This window comes from Microbacterium natoriense (genome assembly GCF_030816295.1).
Classification (GTDB): Bacteria; Actinomycetota; Actinomycetes; order Actinomycetales; family Microbacteriaceae; genus Microbacterium; species Microbacterium natoriense_A.
Genome location: NZ_JAUSXV010000001.1, coordinates 761,229 through 780,573 on the forward strand (window position 1 = coordinate 761,229; position 19,345 = coordinate 780,573).

The window sequence follows — 19,345 nt, forward strand, 5'->3', positions numbered from 1 at the left end:
GAAGGCTTCGACGAAGAGGGACATCCGTGCACGACAACAGGCTCATCACCGAGGCTCGCCTCGAGCGATTCGTCGCGGAGTTCCTCACTCCCGCGCTGTACCGCCGGGTGAGCCCGCTGCAGGTGTCGACCTGGGAGGTCCCGGGCGAGCCCGTACCCGCCGCCGAGGCGCTCGCCGCCTCCTACGCACCTGTCGTCGTGCCCCATCAATGGGGGCGCCCATGGTCGACTGTCTGGTTCCGTGGCGTCGGCGCAGTCCCCGCCGATTGGTTCGACGAGCAGGGCCGCCTCCCCGCTGCGACCAGGATCGAAGTGGTCGTGGACCTCGGATTCTTCGGCGATCGCCCCGGCTTCCAGGCTGAAGGCCTCGGCTATCTGCCCGACGGGACGATCCTCAAGGCCGTCTCCCCTCGCGCCGCCTACCTGCCGTGGACCGGCGCTGCCGGCAGCGAGGTGGACGTGTTCGTCGAGGCCGCAGCGAACCCTGACGTCGCCGGCGACTACGACTTCCTGCCGACGCCGTTCGGCTCCCGCGACACCGCTCCGGACGCCCCGCTCTACACGCTGCGCGAGTTCGCGGTGGGCCTGCTCGACGAGACCGTGTGGGCGCTCACCCGTGACGTCTGGACGCTCGACGGCCTGATGCGCGAGCTCAGCCCGGAGAACCCCCGTCGCCACCGCATCCTGCGTGCTCTGGAGCGCATGATGGACATCGCCGACCCGGCCGACATCGCGGGCACGGCGGATGCGGCGCGAGCCGCGCTCGCCGAGGTGCTGGCCAGCCCTGCGCACGCCTCGAGCCATGACATCGTCGCGATCGGGCATGCGCACATCGACTCCGCCTGGCTGTGGCCGTTCCGCGAGACGATCCGCAAGTGCGCGCGTACGTTCTCGAACGTCGTGGCGCTGATGGACGAGCACCCCGAGTTCCGCTTCGCGTGCTCGTCGGCGCAGCAGCTGGCATGGATCAAGGAGCACTACCCCGCGCTCTTCGGCCGCATCAAGGAGAAGGTCGCCACCGGGCAGTTCATCCCGGTCGGCGGAATGTGGGTCGAGCCCGACATCAACATGCCGGGTGGTGAGGCGATGGCGCGGCAGTTCGTGGCGGGCAAGCGCTTCTTCCTGGAGGAGTTCGGCGTCGACACCCAGGAGGTCTGGGTGCCCGACACCTTCGGCTACTCCGCAGCCCTCCCGCAGATCATCGCGGCGAGCGGATCGAAGTGGTTCGTCACCCAGAAGATCTCCTGGAACCAGACCAATCAGATGCCGCACCACACCTTCCTGTGGGAGGGAATCGACGGCACCCGCATCCTCACCCACTTCCCCTCGGCCGACACCTACATCTCCGAGCTCTCGGGTGCGGAGGTCGCTCACGCCGAACGCAGCTTCCGTGAGGCGGGTTCGTCGACGGTGTCGCTCATCCCCTTCGGCTGGGGCGACGGCGGTGGCGGCCCGACCCGCGAGATGATCGCCGCAGCGGCGCGACTGCGGTCGCTGGAGGGCTCGCCTACGGTCACGATCGACTCGCCGCAGAGGTTCTTCGAACGCGTGGAGGCGGAGTACCCGGATCCGCCCGTGTGGTCGGGCGAGCTGTATCTCGAACTGCACCGAGGCTCGCTCACCTCGCAACACCAGACCAAGCAGGGCAACCGTCGCAGCGAGCACCTGCTGCGCGAGGCGGAACTGTGGGCCGCGACCGCGGCGATCCGCGAAGGCGTCGAGTACCCCTATGCCGAGCTGGATAACAGCTGGCACACGGTGCTGCTGAACCAGTTCCACGATGTGCTCCCCGGATGCTCGATCGCCTGGGTCTACCAGGACGTCGAGCGCATGTACGCCGAGGTCGCCGACAGCGCGGAACGGATCATCGCAGAATCCGTGGCCGCGTTGGTCGGAGACGGTGAGCGGATGCTGACGCTCAACCCCCGTCCGCAGAGCGACCACGGCGTCGCCGCGCTGGGCATCGCGGCTGCGGACGCGACGTCGCCGACGCCCACTGTGCAGGAGGAGAACGGGACGTTCATCCTCGACAACGGCGTCGTGCGCGCGGTGATCGATGAGCGCGGCCTGCTCGTATCTCTCGTGGATGCCGCCTCTGGACGCGAGTCGATCGCCCCCGGCGCTGCGGGGAACCTCCTCCAGCTCTTCCGCGACATCCCCAACAAGTGGGACGCCTGGGATATCGACGAGCACTACCGTCGCTCAGGCGTCGACCTCGATCAGGTCGAGTCGATCCATGCAGCGCACGAAGACGATGGCGTCGCCGTCGTGGTCGAGCGGGTGTTCGGCGACTCCCGTCTGGTCGAGACGCTGCGGCTCCGTTCGGGTGCCGCGAGCCTCGAACTCGACTTCGACATCGATTGGCGGGAGAGGCGGCAGCTACTCAAGCTCGCCTTCCCGCTGGACGTGCACGCCGACCGGTCAGCCGCAGAGACGCAGTTCGGGCACGTGTTCCGCCCGACGCACACGAACACGTCATGGGATGCCGCTCGCTTCGAGATCAGCGCCCACAGATGGATCCACGTCGCTGAGCCCGGGTACGGCGTCGCGATCGCGAACGAGTCCACCTACGGCCACGACGTCTCGCGCGCCACCAGGGCCGACGGGGGCAGCACGACCACCGTGCGCCTGTCTCTGCTGCGCGCGCCCGTGTTCCCCGACCCCGAGGCCGACCTCGGCCGCCACCACCTGCAGGTCGCGATCCGTCCCGGTGCCGGCATCCGCGAGGCCGTCGACGAGGGGTACCGCCAGAATCTGCCGGTGCGCACCGCTTTCGGAACGCGCGATGTCGCCCCGCTGGTCCGCGTCTCGCACCCCGCTGTGCGCGTCGAATCGGTGAAGCTCGCCGAGGACCGCAGCGGCGACCTCATCGTCCGTCTGTACGAATCAGAGGGCACCAGGGCCACCACAGACATCGCGTTCGACGTCGCCGGGATCGGCAGCATCCGTACCGTCGACCTGCTCGAAAGAGATGTCCAACCGCCCGTCGGATCGACCTTCACAGCCTCTGGAGCGTGCATCACCCTGCGCCCGTTCCAGCTCCTCACCCTGCGACTTCCGAGGGAGGTGCCGCAGGAGCAGTGAGAGCCGCGGGGTGCCTTAGGCTGGCACGTCGCGGAGAACCAAGAGATGTACCACCCGGGCGCACAGCCCACTACGAAGGAGTAGCAGTCATGCAGGTACGTAAGAAGCGTGCTCTCGGCTTCGCCGCCGCAGTCGCAGTCGTCGGTGTCACCCTTGCCGGATGCTCCGGCGCGACGACGCCGGAAGACACTGCGGCAGCAGTCGATCCCGACGCCGAGGTCACGATCACCGTCGGCGAGATGCCGACCGCCGATCAGGCCGCGTCGCTGGATACGTTCAACGAGCGGGTCAAGGATTTCGAGAAGCTCTACCCGAACATCACGGTCAAGGGCGAAGAGACCCGCTACGACCCGTCGAGCTTCAACGCGCTGCTCGTCGGCGGGACCGCGCCGACGACCTTGGCGATTCCGTTCACCGACATGCAGGCGCTGATCGAGCGCGGCCAGGCAGCGGACATCACCGACTACACCTCCGACAGCAAGGTGCTGTCGGAGCTCAACCCCGAACTGGCGAGCGCCGTCACCGCGGACGACCGCCAGTACGGCATCGTTCGCCAGGCGTACAGCATGGCGTTGACTTACAACCGTGCCCTCTACGAGGAGGCAGGTCTCGACCCGGACAGCCCGCCGGCCGACTGGGAAGGCGTTCTGGAGAACGCGAAGATCATCACCGAGAAGACGGGCAAGACAGGGTTCATCATCCCGACCACCGAGAACACCGGCGGCTGGCTGCTCACCACGATGTCGTACTCGAACGGCTCGCTCGTGCAGGAGGTCGACGGCGACAAGGTCAAGGTGACCATCGACACCGACGGAATGAAGAAGTCGCTGCAGCTTCTGCACGATGTGCGCTGGGACGCTGGCGCTGCCGGCGCGAACTTCCTGCTCAGCGGCGACGACATCCGCAACGAGTTCGCCGGCGGAAGCGTCGGACAGACGATCAACGGCTCGCTGTACGCCGATCTGGTCGTCAACCGCGGCATGTCGGGCGAGGACATCGGCATCGCCCCGATGCCCCAGGGTGCGAAGGGCCTGGGCGCCCTGGGCGGCGGCGCGATTCAGTGGTTCAACCCGAAGGCGACCGCGAACGAGATCGCCGCCGCGCTGAAGTGGACCGAGTTCTATTGGTTGAACAAGTACGTCGACGAGGACGCTGCGGTCACGCTGTTCTCAGCCCAGGCCGCCGACGGCAAACCGGTCGGCGCCCCCGAGGTTCCGATCGTGAGCGCAGAGGCATACGAGAAGTTCCTCGGATGGATCGACGAGTACATCAACGTCGATCGCAGCAACTACGAGGCGTATCTGACCTCCGACCTGCCGATCGTCGCCGAACCGTCGATCAAGGCGCAGGAGACCTACGCCGCGCTCGACCCGATCGTGCAGGCGGTCTTGACCGATGAGAACGCCGACATCGACAAGCTGCTCGCCGACGCGCAGACCGCCGTTCAGGCGCTCGTCGACGCCGGCTGAAATCCTCCGGTGCGGAGGGGCACGTTCGCCCCTCCGCACCGGACCCACTTCCTTCCGAGAGGATCGTCCGCATGACTGAAGTGCCGACCGCCGCTCAGCGCCGGCGAACCCGCCCGCTGGGCTCCCGAGTGGCATCGTGGGTACGCGGAGGCGGCATCACGACGTTCCTGTTCTTCGTGCCTCTGCTGTTCACCTTCGGCTACTTCGCCTGGTGGCCGATCCTGCGCAGCCTCGTGATGGCACTGCAGAAGACGAACCTCGTGACAGAGCCCACCTGGGTCGGTCTGAACAACTTCGAACGGGTGCTCGCCGACCCTCTCCTCGGCACGGCGGTGCTCAACACCATCTGGTTCGCGACGCTGGCACTGCTCATCGGCTTCCCGGTGCCGATTCTGCTCGCCACGTTCATGGCCGAACTCCGGCGCACACGACAGGTCGCCAGCGTGCTCGTCTATCTTCCGGTGATCATCCCGCCGGTGGTGTCTGTGCTGCTGTGGAAGCAGTTCTACGATCCGTCACCGGACGGTCTTTTCAACGCGATCTTCGGCATCTTCGGTGCAGGTCCCTTACCCTGGCTGCAGAACGGCGACAGCGCCATGCCGTCGATCGTGCTCCAGGCCACGTGGGCCGGATTCGGTCAGTCGACGATCATCTATCTCGCGGCGCTCATGTCGATCCAGTCGGAGCTCTATGAGGCGGCCGAGATGGACGGGGCGAAGGTGCTCCGCCGTTTCTGGCACATCACTCTTCCTCAGATGCGCAGCATCATGCTGCTCATGCTGCTGCTTCAGATCATCGGCACCATGCAAGTTTTCACCGAACCGTTCGTGATGACAGGCGGTGGCCCGGTGAACCGCACGACTACCGTGCTGATGCTCATCTACAACTACGCGTTCCTGCAGGGAGACTACGGCAAGGCGACGGCGCTGAGTCTTCTGCTCGCGGTCGTTCTCACAGCGGTGTCTGCGATCTATCTGCGTCTTACCCGGAGCTGGAGCAAGTCATGACCCGCATACTCCCCGCCTCCCTAGACGAGGCTGCTCCCACCACCGAGGCAGTCGTCACAGGACGGAAAACCGATCACACCGTGAACCCGCGACGCCGACGCCGCAAGGAGCCGGATCAGCAGGACCGCACCAACATCTCCGATCTCGACCGCAGAAACCGCAGGGTGCGCATCGGGCTCGGCATCCTCAATGTGGTGCTGATCGGGGTGCTGATCATCATCTCCGCCGGCCCGCTGCTGTGGCTGGCGAAGGCGGCGCTGTCGACATCGCAGGACATCCTGCGGGAGCCGTTCGGCTGGTGGCCGAGCGGCATCCAGTGGGCGAACCTCGTCGACGCCTGGTTCAAGGTCGATGTCGGTCGCTATCTGATCAACACGGTATGGATCGCATTGGGCACCTGGTTCTTCGGGATGCTGGTTGCTCTCACCGGCGCCTACGGCCTATCTGTTCTGAAGCCGAAGTACGCAAAGATCGTCAACGGCGCCGTGCTTGCGACCTTGTTCATTCCCGGCATCGTCTCGCTCATCGCGCAGTACGTGACCGTGCTCGACATGCCGTTGCTGCACTGGAACCTCATCAACACGTTCTGGGCGGTGTGGCTGCCGTCGGCGGCGAACGCGTTCAACGTGCTGTTGGTGTCGCGCTTCTTCGACAGTCTGCCGAAAGACGTGTTCGAGGCCGCGAAGATCGACGGCGCCGGTCCGATCCAGATCTTCTGGCGGATCGTGCTGCCCATGTCGAAGCCGATCATCGGGGTGACGTCGTTGATAACGATCATCGGCGCATGGAAGGAGTTCCTCTGGCCGCTCCTGGTGCTCCCCAGCCCGGCGTTGCAGCCCCTTTCGGTAGGCCTCTACAAGATCACCGCCAGTGCCGAGATGAGTCTGCTCATGGCAGGAATGTTCATCTCGGTGATCCTGCCGGTGGTGCTGTTCCTCATCTTCCAGAAGCAATTCCTCAAGAGCGCCGGCCAGGCCGGCGCGATCAAGGGCTGAGCGTGGGCAACTGCTCCGCTGCTCGATGAACCCCGAAGTTTCGATCCGGCAGGAGATCCACTGATGACGAACCGACCTTCAGCGACCCGCAGCGCGGGAGCCGACACGAATGACATCGACGTACTCGTGGTCGGCGGCGGGCCGGCAGGCACAGTGGCCGCCATCCAGGCGGCCCGCGCAGGGGCGCGCACGATGCTCATCGAGAAGAACGGTTCGCTGGGCGGCACGACGACCGTCGCCGGGATCAACTTCCCCGGTCTTTTTCATGCGTGGGGCGAACAGGTCATCGCCGGTATCGGCTGGGAGCTGGTCAGCGAGACCGTGCGGCTCGCTGGCGAGCAGCTGCCCGACTTCACTCGAGTGGACCTGCCGCACTGGCGTCTTCAGATCCGGGTGAATGTTCCGTTGTACTCGGCGATCCTCAGCGAGGCGGTGGATGCTGCGGGAGTCGATCTGCGGCTGCATACGATGCTCGCCGAGCTTTCCTGGTCAGGGACGCACTGGGACGCCACCATCTGCGGCAAGGACGGTCTGGAGCGACTTCGGGCCGCTCGCATCGTCGACTGCTCGGGTGATGCCGATGCCACTGGTCTTGCCGGGCTCGCGAGGCATCGCAATGACGCCCGCCAGCCGGGTACGCTCGCGGTGCTGTTCGGCGGCTACTATCCTGACGCACTCGACTATCGAGCACTCGACGACATCTACGATCGGGCGCTCGCGGATGGCCTCATCCGCGCTGCCGACTTCGGCTCATCGGGCCACGTGCTCGAACCCTTCCTGCGCAAGCACGGCGAGAATGCGATCCACCTTCCCGGCATCGACGGCTCGACGAGCGCCGGGCGCACCCGGGCCGAGATCGATGCCCGCGCCGCGCTCCTTCGCATATACCGTTTCCTGAAGCCGCTCCCCGGGCTTGAGGGCTTGACTGTGACATACGGTGCGGTCGAGGCCGGCGTGCGCGAGTCGATGACGATCGACGGGATTCACCGGCTCTCCGGCGCCGAGTATCTCAGCGGCAAGGTCTGGGAGGACGCCGTCTGCTACAGCTACTATCCGATCGACATCCATCGTCCTGACGGCGACGGCATCGCGAAGACCTACCTGGAGCAAGGGCGGGTGGCTACGATCCCGCTCTCCGCCATGGTGCCGCGCGAGAATCGGCACATCGTCGTTGCCGGCCGATGCATCGCGGGTGATCAGGAGGCCAATTCGGCGTACCGCGTGCAGGCGACCGCGATGGCGACCGGCCAGGCCGCGGGCGCCGCGGCGGCTCTGGCCGCACGGCTCGATGTCGCAGTCGACGAGGTGCCGCTCGAATCGCTGCGCGGCCTCCTCCGCGAGCACGGGGCGATCGTTCCGGTGGTCTGACGGACGAGATGCCCACCACCGAGTCGGCGTGCGGAGCGACGGCGGCGTCGGCGTGCGACCGGAGCCAGCCGGCACAGCTGGCCGCGCAGCGCCTCTGCGGATCCGGTCAGAAGCTGATGCCGCCGTTCAACGCGGCATAGAAGGGGTCCCCGTCGCCGATGCTCCCGCGCCGGATGATCTGCCCCGTCAGTGCGGACTTGTACAGGGCCGTCACGAGTTCGAGCGCCTTCCGTCCGTCGTCGCCACTCGCCTGCGGACGTCGACCTGCCAGGACGTCCGCCACCAGCGTCCGCAGTTGGGGAGTGTGCGTGCTCCGTTCGTTCGGAAGCCCGTTCCGCCACGTGGCCGCCTCGGTCTCCGGAACGCCGGGGGCCGGTGTGTACCGCCAGTCGTCGTTGTCGTAGCCGTAGAGGTGAGTGAGCTCGACTGTCGCCTTCTCGGCATCGATACGGAGGTGGCTCTCTTGAGCAGGCGAGACAGCGCTGTTGGCGATCGTCACGAGCGTGCCGTCGGCGAAGCGCACCCAGGCGGTCGCGACGTCGTCGGTCTCGATGTCCCGTGAGCGTCGGGCGATCTGTGCCGAGATCTGCTCCCAGTCGCCGAGCAGCGTGAGCAGGAGGTCGATCTGGTGGATGCCGAGCGCCATGATCGGTCCACCGTCGCCGGAGAAGCTGCCTCGCCACGGCGCCGCGAAGTAGTCCTCGTCGCGGAACCAGGTGGTCTGGCAGTGCGCGATCAGCGGGCGGCCGAGGGCACCCGACGTGAGCAGGGTGCGGGCGTGTTCAGCACCGGAGCCATAGCGCTGCTGGAACACGATCGGCGCCCACGGACCTCCGTCGCGCTCTCCCGCCGTCATCGCGTCATAGTCGGCGAGACTCAGCGCCGGGGGCTTCTCGCACCAGACGGTCACGCCGGCGTCGAGGCAGGCCATGACCTGGTCACGGTGCAACGACGGCGGGGTGCAGAGGATCACGAGGTCGGGATGCCGGGCGAGGGCGTCATCGAGAGACGAGGTGCGGTGGGGAACGCCCCATTTCTCTGCGAAGGCGGTACGGCGGTCATCGTCGATCTCGACCACCGTGTCGACGACGATGAGCTCGTCGCCGATCTCCCGTATCGATGGCATGTGCACAGCATCGGCGATGCCGCCGGCGCCGACGAGCACAGTGCGAAGCGGTGCGGCAGGCGAAGGGGACAAGTCAGCCTCGGTTCTCTCGGTTGCGATGCACGGCGAAGATCCGTGCGGAGTGGCCCGCGGGCACCTCGATCACGAGGTCGCCGCCGTCGATCGCGGGGGCCCAGTCGTCGGCATCCGCAGGGAAGACGCACTCGACGGCTTCAGGCTCGAGGCCCGACAGCACGACGCGCTGCGCGTCTCCTCGCGACCAGACGGCGAGCATCGTGTCAGGGGCGTCGGGATCAGCCGCGCCAGCGCGCAGCGCCAGGGCGATCACGTCTGCGTCCCATCCGGGCAGACCCAGCGGCCAGATCGGGTCGGAGCTCGCCAGCCGTTCTCGCCACGTCTTCTGCAGCGCGACGGCTTGGTGCACCAGCCGCTGCTGCGCTGGGCGCAGCTCGTGGAGGAATCCGGAGAGCATCATGCGTCCGGCGATGCCGCCGATCAGCGAGTACGCCGTCTCGGCGTCGCTCATCGAGGTGGCGGGGTACGCCCAGTTCGCCGCCTGCTCGGGGAGGACCGCGGCGGGCGCGGCCGCGGCTATGACCGGATAGAGCCGGAAGTCCTGCTGGTCGCTGGTGGACTGCAGGTGCGCAACCGAGAGCAGGGCGTAGTCCATGCGCATCGCCCCTGAGGCGCAGTTCTCGACGAGCAGCTCCGGATGCCGAGCCTGGACGTCGAGCAGCCACTCGCGCAGAGCGCGGGTGTGGCCGAGAAGCCCGGCACCGGCGCCGGCCGCGTCTCGATCCGTGCCGACGCCCGGGTTGATGTTGTAGTCGAGTTTGATGTAGTCGATGCCGAAGTCGCGGACGAGCCGGTCGATCGCCTCGTCCACGTGCGCGCGCGCCGCGGGGTGCCGCAGGTCGAGGTGGTACCGATGCGCCTCGACCACCCGCTCGCCCATCCGCTGGAAGAACGCTTCCTCCGGCAGAGTGCTCGCGGCGGGGGAGTCGACGCCGACGATCTCGGGTTCGAGCCAGAGACCGGGCCGCATCCCGCGGGTGCGGATCGTGTCGATCAACTCGGCGAGACCCCCGGCGAACCGGCTGGGCGCCTCCTCCCAGACGCCGATCGCCGACCAGTAGTCGGTGGCGTCGGTGAACCAGCCGGCGTCGATGCAGAAGTACTCCGCTCCTGCCTCGGCGGCCGACTCGATCAGAGGCAGCAGCGCGGCGGACGAGGGCTGGCCGTCGAGCGTGTTCATGTAGTCGTTGTAGATGACGGGCAACCCGCGATCCACCGGACGGAGTTCGCGCAGCGTGCGCCGGTAGCGGGTGAGCGCGGCGAACGCGTCATCTCGTCCGCCGGCGGCGATGGCGAGACCGGCGGGCTCCGATGTGAACTCCGCTCCAGGTTCGAGGCGCTCGGCGAACTGATGCTCGAGATCGCTCGGGCCGCTCGCGCTGAGGATCACCGAGGCCTGCGTCTGACCGAGCTCCCAGCTCCATCCTGCGCTCGTCTCGATCTGCCAGGCGAGTGAGGGGCCACCGCTGCGGGCGAGCACCCCGACGGGGAGGTACTCGCCAGAAGACCAGGACCCGTGGCTCGAGCGCACGAAGCGACCGCGGGCGTCCTGACCGTGTGCGGCGAGTCCGAGACCGGGGAGCGCGTCGACGAGAGCCTGCTCATGCCAGCGGTTCTCCGCAAGCCATTCGCTCTCGGCCCACAGCAGCCCGACGCCGTCGCGGTCGGCGAGCTCGATCATGATCGAGCTGATCGCGGTGACCGTGATCGCGCGCGCACCGCCGTTGCGCACGGTGTGCCTCCACTGCACGGCATCAGCACCCGCTCTGACCCGGAGCTCGCTGACCACTTCCAGGCCGGTGACGGTGTCGCGCTGGCGGATGCGCAGCACGTCGTCCTGCGCATCGTGGTCGACGTAGCGAAGACGATGCCCGACCGCGGAGAGGACGAACGCCTGACTCGTGCGCTCGCGCTGCTCGCCGGCGGTGAAGACGTCGACGAGCGGATGGTCGCGCACGGCGGACTGCCCGTCGCCGAGGGCGAGCCTCGAGAGGCCGACGGGTGCCCCGGCACCGGGAGCGGCGCCGGAGAACTGCAGGGAGAGACGGCCGGAGGACCAGTTCAGAGTCACAGCGCCCCTCACGAGAAGACGTCGTCGAGGAAGGCGAGGTGGCGGAGCGTCTGATTCCACTGGCCGCCCTCGTGGCCGTTGTACGGGTACACCGCCATCTCCTTGTCGTCGCCGGCATAGGTGTTGAACGCGGCGTAGACCGTGGAGGGAGGGCAGACCATGTCGCACAGCGCCACGGAGAACAGCGCCTTCGCCGTGGCGCGTGCGGCGAAGTTCACGCCGTCGAAATAGGAGAGCACCCGGAAGACGTCCTCCTCCTCGCCACGACGGGTCTGCATGTAGCGCGTGAGCTCGCTGTACGGATTCGCGTCGGTGATCCGCAGTGCTCGGCGGAAGTGGCTGAGGAAGGGCACGTCGATCATCGCGCCGGCGAGACCATCGCTGAGACCGGCCGCCGCCAGGGCGATGCCGCCGCCCTGACTCCCGCCCGCGACGACGACGCGCTCGGGGTCGACGGAGTCATGGCTGCGGGCCGCGTCGACCGCGCACGCGGCATCCGTGAAGATCCGCCGATAGTAGTAGTCCTGCGGGCTCTCGACACCCGCGCTGAGTCGGCCGGCGACCTGAGGTCCACTGCCCACGGGGTCGACGGTGTCGCCGCGGCCCCCGCCGTTGCCCTGTCCGCGGCTGTCCATGACGAACACGGCGTAGCCCGCGCTCGGCAGCAGTGTCCACTGCTCGGGGACTCCGCGTCCTCCGCTGTAGCCGATGTACTGCACGACCGTCCCGCGGATGTCGCCGTCGGCCGGTCGCAGCATCCAGCCCTTGATCGGCTGACCGGCGAAGCCGGGGAAGGTGACGTCCTCAGCCAGGATGCTGCGCAGCGGCGAGGCCACGGCGGTGAACTGCGCCTCACCGTGGCCGCGGGAAGTGCGCAGAGTCTCTGCCCAGAAGGCATCGAAGTCGGAGGGCTCCTCACGCTCGGGGAGGTAGGTCTCGAGCTGATCGAGAGGGAGGTCGAACTGTGCCATTGCTGTCCTTGGTCTCGGGGTCGGTGCGGATGCGTCAGGGGAGGTTGCGTGCGGCGACGAGAGCGTGCTCGAGGCGCGAACCCGGAGTCGTGGGGGCGAGGAGCGCCAGGTCTCCGCCCCCAGTGAGTTCGCGGCGGAGCAGGATGACGCCGTCACCGTGCTCGACCGCGACCCGGGCGTCGTCCAACTCGCCGTTGCGAAGCCGTACGAGGCCGGAGGCGAAGACATCGGCGACGTCGGTGAAGACGATGTCGAGAGGCTCCCGACCGTCGACCCAGGCGATGTCGATGTCGAGGCCGTCATCCGCGCGGACGACACGTGCGGAGCGCTCGGCCCCCTCGAATCGAGCAGCCGCCAGAAGCCACTCCAGCCGGATCGCGCGGGTCAGGACTCGGACGTGGTGCACGCCGTCCTGAGGTGCGTCACCCAGCGGCGACCCGTCGACCAGCACGTCGGCGTCGTCGAGCCCTCTGATCGAGAAGCGCACGGTGAGGGTCGTGGTGGGGACGGCCTCGCCTGCCTGGATCGTGTCGAGGTGGATATGCGCATCGCCGGAAGGTGTGGCGCAACTGAGCGACCAGAGCACATCGCCGCCCTCCTGCGCCGCGCTGAATGACCCGCCGGCGAAGCCATGGCCGTCGCGGAGGACTTCGACCGAGACATAACGGGCGATCGCAGCGACCTCGGACGGGTCGTCTCCCGGCTCCGCCCAGTAGCCCAGCAGCGGGCGTCGCTGAACCCAGGTGTCGCCGAAGTTGACGCTCCCGAGGGTCGCGGCGCCCTCCTGCCAGCTCGTACCGACGGTCGGCACCGCGATCGGAGGATGTCCCTTCGCCGCTGCAGCCGAGATGCCGGCGACCTGATCGGGGATGTAGTGCGTCTCGACGAACGTCTCCCGGACGGTGGGCGATTCTCCCGAGCGGTCGAGGAGGGGCCGGAGATCGTCGGGGATGCGGTAGTCGAGCACAGCGTCGTGGGCTGCCTGGACATCGGCCGGCAGCGTGCTCTCGTCGAAGAACCGCCAGGTGTCCGAAGCCACGCGCTGAACGACGAGGAGAGGGCCGGGGCGTCGGTGCAGGTCGGTGGCGTAGCAGCGTGCCATCGGCCCGGCGAGTTGGCCGGTCGGGGGATGCCACCGTGCGAGGAAATGCTCCCACGCGACGCGTTCGAGGTCCTCGGCGAGGTCGACGAGCTCCGGATCGGCGATGTACTGACGGATGCCGGTGAACGCGGCCATCACGACGTGCCAGTACGTGGGGGAGTTGTACTCGGCAAAGCTGCGGCTCTCGGTGAGAGAGGCATGCAGCCGGTGCAGTCGCTCTCGCCCGTACGCCGTCAGCTCGTCGTCTTCGAGGACACGGCCCGCCGCCAGGGTGACGAACGCACCCTTGACCGCGATGTTGGTGTAGTCGAGGTCGACGTCGCGGCGGATGATCGATGCGCTGGCATGGCCGAGAGCCGCGCGTGCCCGTTCTCGAAGCGACGGGTCGAGATCTGCGCCATGACGCAGGAGGATCAACGACAGGAACTCGCCGAGGAAGTCGGCCCAGTTCCAGTCGGGCGGCGTCATCTCGCTCAACGGCTCCTCGGCCCAGTACGCCCAGAGCCCGTAGGTGGAGCTGGAGGGGTCGGTGTCCTGCAGCGACAGCACTTCGTCGAGCACTCGTGCGGCGCGAGCGATGCGCTGCTCGCCGTCGACGATGGTGTCGCCGGTGCGATGGAGCTCCCACAGCGCGAGGACATAGGCGAGGCTGTCGCGGATGCGGTGGGCGCGACCGCTCACGATCCTCGTATGGATCGGGTTCGGGGTGGCGTCGGCGAGGATCAGATCGCGATCAGGGTCGTAGCCGGTGTCACCGCCGCGTCGGGCGGCGTCGAGGGCGAGGGGTTCAGCGTTCACGGTGTCCTTCGGTGTGGGGGAGATCGTCCATGCCGACGAGGTCCAGGCCGAGAGCGGTCGCCTCGGAGAGAACGTGCCGGAGCCGATCGGGATGCACGTGGTTCGCTGGGGACGAAGCAGCGATGTCGTGCGCGTACAGAACCAGGGTGCCGCCGTGGTCGGCGAGTCGGCGCAGCATCCCGCTCAGCACGTCGGCATCGGCCGGGTGCGGGTGGTCGCCTCGGGCGGTGTCCATGCCCCGGCCGGGATGGACGCGCACAGCTGAACCGGGCGGGCTGACGGCGTGCGCTGCGGCGATCGGGTCGCCGGTGCGAGGGCCTCCTCCGCGCAGGTGCTTGAAGCGCTGGAGCAGGACGGCGTCACTCGATTCGTCACGGCGGGAGTTCGGATAGGCGAAGGCGGATGCGGTGGCGCCGAGAGCGCGAAGGGCCTGGACGCTCGGGTCGATCTCGTCGGCGAGGTACGCGGTGGGGCCATCGAGGACGATCGCCTGGTCGGCATTGCGGTGGCGAGCGCCGTGCGACCCGACGGTGTGCCCGTCGGCGAGGAGGGTGCGGATGCCTGCCTGCTCGCGGTGGTCGAGCAGATCGGCTTCGACGACGAAGAACGTCACGCGTGCGTCGACAGCGTCGATAAGAGGGCGGGCTGCGACCCAGTTGTCGACGTGACGATCGTCGAACGTGAGCGCGAGCCGGCCGGTCATGCGGAACTCGTTCCGTCGCCGATGACGGTTGTGCGTGCCACGTTCTCGCCCTTCTGCGGTCGCCGTTGTTCGGGATCATCCTATTTCAATTTAATGGAATTAGTCTAGTGTTGTTTCGGACAGCGCTTTCCGCCCACCGAAGGGATCATCATGACCGCTCGAGATCTGGATGCCGACGTCCTCGTCGTAGGGGCAGGGCTCGGAGGCGTCGCCGCTGCGCTCGCCGCTGCCGACCGCGGATCGACCGTGATCCTCACCGAGGAGTTCCCATGGATCGGCGGTCAGCTCACCTCTCAGGCCGTGCCGCCCGACGAGCATCCCTGGGTGGAGTCCTTCGGGGTCACCGCCCGATACCGTGCGCTGCGCGACGGCATCCGCGATGTCTATCGTCGCCGCTATCCGCTCATCGACGCCGCACGGGGGCGTGCCGATCTGAACCCGGGCGCGGGATGGGTGTCGAAGCTCTGCGTCGAGCCGAGGATCGCGCACGGCGTGCTCGAGGAGATGCTCGCGCCGCACCGTTCCGCCGGTCGGATCCGCCTGCTGGAGCGCGTGCGCCCCACCGCGGCATCCGTCGACGGCGACCGGATCTTGTCCGTCACGGTCGCCTCCGAGGCCGACGGTGCGCAGACCGTGATCACCGCGCGGATCGTGATCGACGCGACGGAGACCGGTGAGCTCCTGCCGCTGACCGGCACCGAGTATGTCACCGGGTTCGAGTCCCGCAGCGACACGGGCGAGCCGAGCGCTCCGGACGAGGCGCAGCCGGAGAACATCCAGGCCCTCAGCGTGTGCTTCGCGGTGGAGCACGTCGACGGTGATCACACGATCGATCGCCCCGAGCGCTACGACTTCTGGCGGTCTTTCACCCCTGCCGCCTGGCAGGGCGAGCGGATGCTGTCGTGGTCGGCCCCGAATCCGCGGACGCTGCGCATGGGCACTCGCGAATTCGGACCGAATCCGGGCGACGATGCGCTCGCGGTCGACGCCGATCAATCGCGCAACGCCGGTGACGACAACCTCTGGATCTTCCGGCGCATCGCAGCTCGCGATCTGTTCGCACCCGGCTTCTACTCCAGCGACATCTGCCTGGTGAACTGGCCGAGCATCGACTACTTCCTCGCGCCGGTGCTCGACGTCCCGCGCGAGGTCGAGTTGCAGCGATACGCCGACGCCCGCCAGCTCAGCCTCTCGATGCTGTACTGGATGCAGACCGAGGCGCCGCGGGCCGATGGCGGCACCGGCTTTCCGGGGCTGCGGCTCCGCCCCGACGTCATGGGTTCGGCCGACGGGCTGGCGCAGGCGCCGTATCATCGCGAATCGCGTCGCATCCGTTCGCTGACCCGCATCACCGAGAACGACGTCTCGTATGCGGTGCGCGGCGACCGCGGCGCCACCCGGTACGAGGAATCGGTGGGCGTGGGCATGTACCGGATCGACCTGCACCCGTCGACCGGTGGCGACACGTACATCGACGTCGCCTCGACGCCGTTCGAGATCCCGCTGGGGGCGCTGATCCCGCAGCGCGTGACCAATCTGCTCGCGGCCAACAAGAACATCGGCACGACTCATCTCACGAACGGCTGCTATCGACTGCATCCGGTGGAATGGAACATCGGTGAAGCCGCCGGGCACCTCGCGGCCTTCTGTCTCGCCACCGGCACGACGCCCCATGCGGTGCATGCGGGTGGACCGGCGCTCTCCGACTACCTGGCGGAGATCGAGGCCGCCGGCGTGGAGCGGCACTGGCGCCACGGAGCGCACCCGTACTGAGCCGGCGGTCTAGAGGAGGAGCGCGTCGACGACGGCGACGCCGCGGGTGCCGTCGTCGTCGACCCTGTTGAAGACGATCCGCGTGCCGTCGGGTGTGAACGCCGGGTGCGGATGGAATGGATGCGGGAGGAAGCGGGTCTCCGTCAGCGCGCGTCGGCTGCCGTCGGCGACGTCGATGACGACGAGGGTGCTGCGGTCGCCGGCATCCGTCCATCCGCTCCCCGGGGCGTCTGCGGGGCCCGTCGTGTCCACGACGATGCGCGTGCCGTCGCGGCTGATGCCGCAGTGCCAGTCGCGTTCGCCTGCGCTGAGCAGTCGTGGTGCGCGATCGTCGGTCGGCACCTCCCAGACGCCCCGAGGGGAGGGGCCATCGCCGTAGGCGACCACGATCGCATCCGCCCGGTGGAACATCCATCGTTCGTGCCCGAGCGCGAGGGGCCGGTCCTCGGAGGAAAGCGCGGCCTGATCGGCGAGAGGTCGCCCGAACGGGGCCAGCACGGGGTGGGACCCCCACACGCGATCGTCGACCTCGGTGCTCGCGCCTTCATGGGCGAAGCCGATCCACTCGTCGTCTGCGGGAGAGAACTGCACGTGATTCGCGGTCCAGGCGACGTGCAGGCGCCGATCGACCCGACCTGTGGCCAGGTCGATCACCAGGAGGGAGCGGTCTGCATCGCGAACCTCGATCGCGGCGACCTTGGTGCCTTCGGCATTGATCGAGACGAGGCCGTCGATGCGTGCGTCGGCGCCGGCGGTGTAGACGATGGACGGTGCGGCGGAGGCGTCGGCGAGCTCGAGCGTGATGACGGAGTCGGACCAGGTCGTGGCAAGAATCGGAGCGTTCACGGCGACGTCGAACCAGAGCAGCCGACCGTCGCCGTCTCCGAGCGGACGGAGATCGAGGACGAGCTCCGGACTCGCGTCCGGCTCGACATCGACGACGAGGAGGCGCGGTGCCGTCGCATCGCCGACGACCATGCGCCGGCCATCGTCGAAGAACGCGTTGCAGTGCGGATATGCGGCGTAGACGTCGCGGGCGATGAACTGGTCACCAGGTGCCGTGGGCGAGGACACGGGAGTCCCTTCGGGTCGACGGATCCATCCATTCTAATTCAAATTGCTAGAATTAATAAGATCCGTGCCGGACCGACCGCAGCCGCTTGTGTGCGTTTGGCCGCATCCGGGGGCTCGTCGACCTGCCCCCGGATCCTGAGGCAGCCCGCGGGGAAAGTTCTGCTGACGACTCTTGTGCGAGAAACCTTAGCCGTCTAGGTTTTCATCGACAAGGGTGTCGCCCGACCTGCGCTCGGCGATGAGCCGCAGGCGCGCCCTCGCAGCCAAAGGAGGCAGCTATGAGTTCAGTCAGTGGCGCGGCCGCAGGCAACCCGTCCGGGATGACGTCTGCGAGTCGTACCGTCGGCTCGCCGGAGCATCATTGGTTCACGGAGCCGACCGAGCCGGCGAAGAAGAGCTACGTCACGTGGCTGATCATCGCCCAGTTCGTCTTCTTCATCGCACTGCTCGGTCCCGCGGTCGTGGGCATCGGTCTGAAGATCAGTTCGCTTCAGGCGGCAGGGGCCATCGCAGAAGGGGCCGCCGCCGCGAACTCGGCGTCGGCGATTCTGGGAGGGGTCGGCGCATTCTTCGCGGCCATCGCGAACGTGATGTTCGGGCGCATCTCCGATCGCACGACGAGCCGGTGGGGCCGCCGCCGCGTCTGGATCGTCCTGGGCGCCGTGATCATGACGGTCGGATTCGTCTTCATGGCCCTCGGCGACAGTCTGGCGATCGCGACCGTCGGCTGGGCGATCGCCCAGCTGGGCGCCAACATGACGCTCGCCCCCTTCGTGGCGACGATCGCCGACCAGGTGCCGAAATTCCAGCGCGGCGCGATCACCGCGGGCCTCGGCATCGCGCAGAATGTCGGCATCGTCGGCGGCGTCTACGTGGCCGGCTGGTTCTCGTTCAACCTCTTCATCGTCTTCGTCGTCCCGGCGATCCTGTCGATCGTCGCCCTCGTGATCTTCGTGGTGGTGCTGCCGGACAAGCAGCTGCCGGTCAAGCCTCCGCGCATCTCCTTCGGCGAGATCCTCGGCACGATCTGGGTGAGCCCGGCGAAGCACCCCGACTTCGCGCTCGCGTGGTGGTCGCGCTTCCTGATCACCTTCGCGGCGTTCGGCTTCACGACGTTCCGGTTCTTCTACATGGTGTACCACCTCGATGTCCCCGAAGAGGAGGTCGGCCTTCTCATCGCCAACACCACCCTCGTCTACACCGGAGCGCTCGTGATCACGGCGTGGATCGCGGGCAGGATCTCCGACAAGATCGGCAAGCGCAAGGTGTTCGTGTGGACCTCGACGGCGTTGTTCGCCGTCGGCACGCTCGCCCTGATCTTCATCCAGGATGTTCCCTCGTACTACGTCCTCGAACTGTTCCTCGGCGCCGCCTACGGCATCTACGTCGGTGTGGACCTCGCCCTCGTGGTCGACGTGCTGCCGAACCCGGACGACGCAGGCAAGGACCTCGGCGTCCTCAACCTCGCCAACGCTCTGCCGCAGACGGCGGCGCCGCTGGTCGGCGGGCTGGTGCTGGCGGCGACCGGCGGAGCGACAGGGGCCGACTACACGACGTGGTTCACCGTCTGCGCGGTCCTCTGCCTCGTCGGAGCGCTGGTCATCTTCCCGATCAAGTCGGTGAGATGACCGGCTGACACAGACCGGGCGGCCGGATCCTCGGGGGACTCCGGCCGCCCCACCACCCGCTCGCGCACTGAGGGAGCGTTCTCATGGCGAATTGGTATATCT

At 67.7% G+C, this 19,345-nt stretch carries 13 protein-coding genes; 7 read left to right on the forward strand and 6 right to left on the reverse strand.

Going from position 1 to position 19,345, the window contains the following annotated elements; translation table 11 throughout:
* Nucleotides 1–26 precede the first annotated feature (26 nt).
* The 5 genes from QFZ53_RS03630 (at nucleotide 27) to QFZ53_RS03650 (ending at nucleotide 7,922) form a co-directional block, all read left to right on the forward strand.
* Nucleotides 27–3,083 carry an alpha-mannosidase gene (locus QFZ53_RS03630; RefSeq protein WP_307293592.1) on the forward strand — a complete coding sequence of 1,019 codons (3,057 nt, stop codon included), beginning with the start codon at nucleotides 27–29 and terminating at the stop codon, nucleotides 3,081–3,083.
* Between the two features lie 89 nt (nucleotides 3,084–3,172).
* Nucleotides 3,173–4,552 carry an extracellular solute-binding protein gene (locus tag QFZ53_RS03635; protein ID WP_307293594.1) on the forward strand — a complete coding sequence of 460 codons (1,380 nt, stop codon included), beginning with the start codon at nucleotides 3,173–3,175 and terminating at the stop codon, nucleotides 4,550–4,552.
* A 71-nt stretch (nucleotides 4,553–4,623) separates the two neighbouring features.
* Complete coding sequence (locus tag QFZ53_RS03640) at nucleotides 4,624–5,559, forward strand: carbohydrate ABC transporter permease (protein WP_307293597.1); 936 nt, start codon at nucleotides 4,624–4,626, stop codon at nucleotides 5,557–5,559.
* Entirely contained in the window at nucleotides 5,556–6,554 is a 999-nt protein-coding gene (locus tag QFZ53_RS03645) for a carbohydrate ABC transporter permease (RefSeq protein WP_307293601.1), read from the forward strand. Before QFZ53_RS03640 ends, QFZ53_RS03645 begins: the two co-directional genes overlap by 4 nt.
* Nucleotides 6,555–6,617: 63 nt before the next feature.
* Nucleotides 6,618–7,922, forward strand: coding sequence for an FAD-dependent oxidoreductase (locus QFZ53_RS03650; protein WP_307293602.1), 1,305 nt, complete (start codon nucleotides 6,618–6,620; stop codon nucleotides 7,920–7,922).
* 106 nt (nucleotides 7,923–8,028) lie between these two features.
* Here QFZ53_RS03650 and QFZ53_RS03655 read toward each other — a convergent pair whose 3' ends face one another.
* Genes QFZ53_RS03655 through QFZ53_RS03675 form a run of 5 tightly spaced genes read right to left on the reverse strand, consistent with a single transcriptional unit; the run spans nucleotide 8,029 to nucleotide 14,768 of the window.
* On the reverse strand, nucleotides 8,029–9,120 hold the full coding sequence (locus tag QFZ53_RS03655) for a Gfo/Idh/MocA family protein (protein ID WP_307293603.1): 1,092 nt from the start codon (nucleotides 9,118–9,120) through the stop codon (nucleotides 8,029–8,031).
* Nucleotide 9,121: 1 nt separating this feature from the next.
* A complete protein-coding gene (locus QFZ53_RS03660; RefSeq protein WP_307293606.1) occupies nucleotides 9,122–11,194 on the reverse strand; it encodes an alpha-galactosidase in 2,073 nt (690 codons plus the stop codon).
* Between the two features lie 8 nt (nucleotides 11,195–11,202).
* Complete coding sequence (locus QFZ53_RS03665; RefSeq protein WP_307293609.1) at nucleotides 11,203–12,165, reverse strand: acetylxylan esterase; 963 nt, start codon at nucleotides 12,163–12,165, stop codon at nucleotides 11,203–11,205.
* Nucleotides 12,166–12,199: 34 nt separating this feature from the next.
* Nucleotides 12,200–14,065: a hypothetical protein gene (locus QFZ53_RS03670; protein WP_307293613.1), complete on the reverse strand. Its 1,866-nt coding sequence runs from the start codon at nucleotides 14,063–14,065 to the stop codon at nucleotides 12,200–12,202.
* On the reverse strand, nucleotides 14,055–14,768 hold the full coding sequence (locus tag QFZ53_RS03675) for a polysaccharide deacetylase family protein (protein ID WP_307293615.1): 714 nt from the start codon (nucleotides 14,766–14,768) through the stop codon (nucleotides 14,055–14,057). The genes QFZ53_RS03670 and QFZ53_RS03675 overlap by 11 nt, the downstream gene beginning before the upstream one ends.
* A 150-nt stretch (nucleotides 14,769–14,918) precedes the next feature.
* On the opposite strand from QFZ53_RS03675, the gene QFZ53_RS03680 reads away from it, so the two are divergent.
* Entirely contained in the window at nucleotides 14,919–16,541 is a 1,623-nt protein-coding gene (locus tag QFZ53_RS03680; protein WP_307293617.1) for an FAD-dependent oxidoreductase, read from the forward strand.
* A gap of 9 nt (nucleotides 16,542–16,550) precedes the next feature.
* On the opposite strand, the gene QFZ53_RS03685 is transcribed toward QFZ53_RS03680, so the two are convergent.
* Nucleotides 16,551–17,615, reverse strand: coding sequence for an oligogalacturonate lyase family protein (locus tag QFZ53_RS03685; protein ID WP_307293619.1), 1,065 nt, complete (start codon nucleotides 17,613–17,615; stop codon nucleotides 16,551–16,553).
* A gap of 278 nt (nucleotides 17,616–17,893) precedes the next feature.
* Here QFZ53_RS03685 and QFZ53_RS03690 point away from each other — a divergent pair, with 278 nt between their 5' ends.
* A complete protein-coding gene (locus QFZ53_RS03690) occupies nucleotides 17,894–19,243 on the forward strand; it encodes an MFS transporter (protein ID WP_307293622.1) in 1,350 nt (449 codons plus the stop codon).
* The last annotated feature ends 102 nt before the right edge of the window (nucleotides 19,244–19,345 follow it).

Coding starts and splice junctions, on each gene's coding strand:
- QFZ53_RS03635 (WP_307293594.1), top strand. CDS start 3,173: ATGCAGGTACGTAAGAAGCGTGCTCTCGGCTTCGCCGCCGCAGTCGCA.
- QFZ53_RS03640 (WP_307293597.1), top strand. CDS start 4,624: ATGACTGAAGTGCCGACCGCCGCTCAGCGCCGGCGAACCCGCCCGCTG.
- QFZ53_RS03645 (WP_307293601.1), top strand. CDS start 5,556: ATGACCCGCATACTCCCCGCCTCCCTAGACGAGGCTGCTCCCACCACC.
- QFZ53_RS03650 (WP_307293602.1), top strand. CDS start 6,618: ATGACGAACCGACCTTCAGCGACCCGCAGCGCGGGAGCCGACACGAAT.
- QFZ53_RS03665 (WP_307293609.1), bottom strand. CDS start 12,165: ATGGCACAGTTCGACCTCCCTCTCGATCAGCTCGAGACCTACCTCCCC.
- QFZ53_RS03675 (WP_307293615.1), bottom strand. CDS start 14,768: ATGACCGGCCGGCTCGCGCTCACGTTCGACGATCGTCACGTCGACAAC.
- QFZ53_RS03680 (WP_307293617.1), top strand. CDS start 14,919: ATGACCGCTCGAGATCTGGATGCCGACGTCCTCGTCGTAGGGGCAGGG.
- QFZ53_RS03690 (WP_307293622.1), top strand. CDS start 17,894: ATGAGTTCAGTCAGTGGCGCGGCCGCAGGCAACCCGTCCGGGATGACG.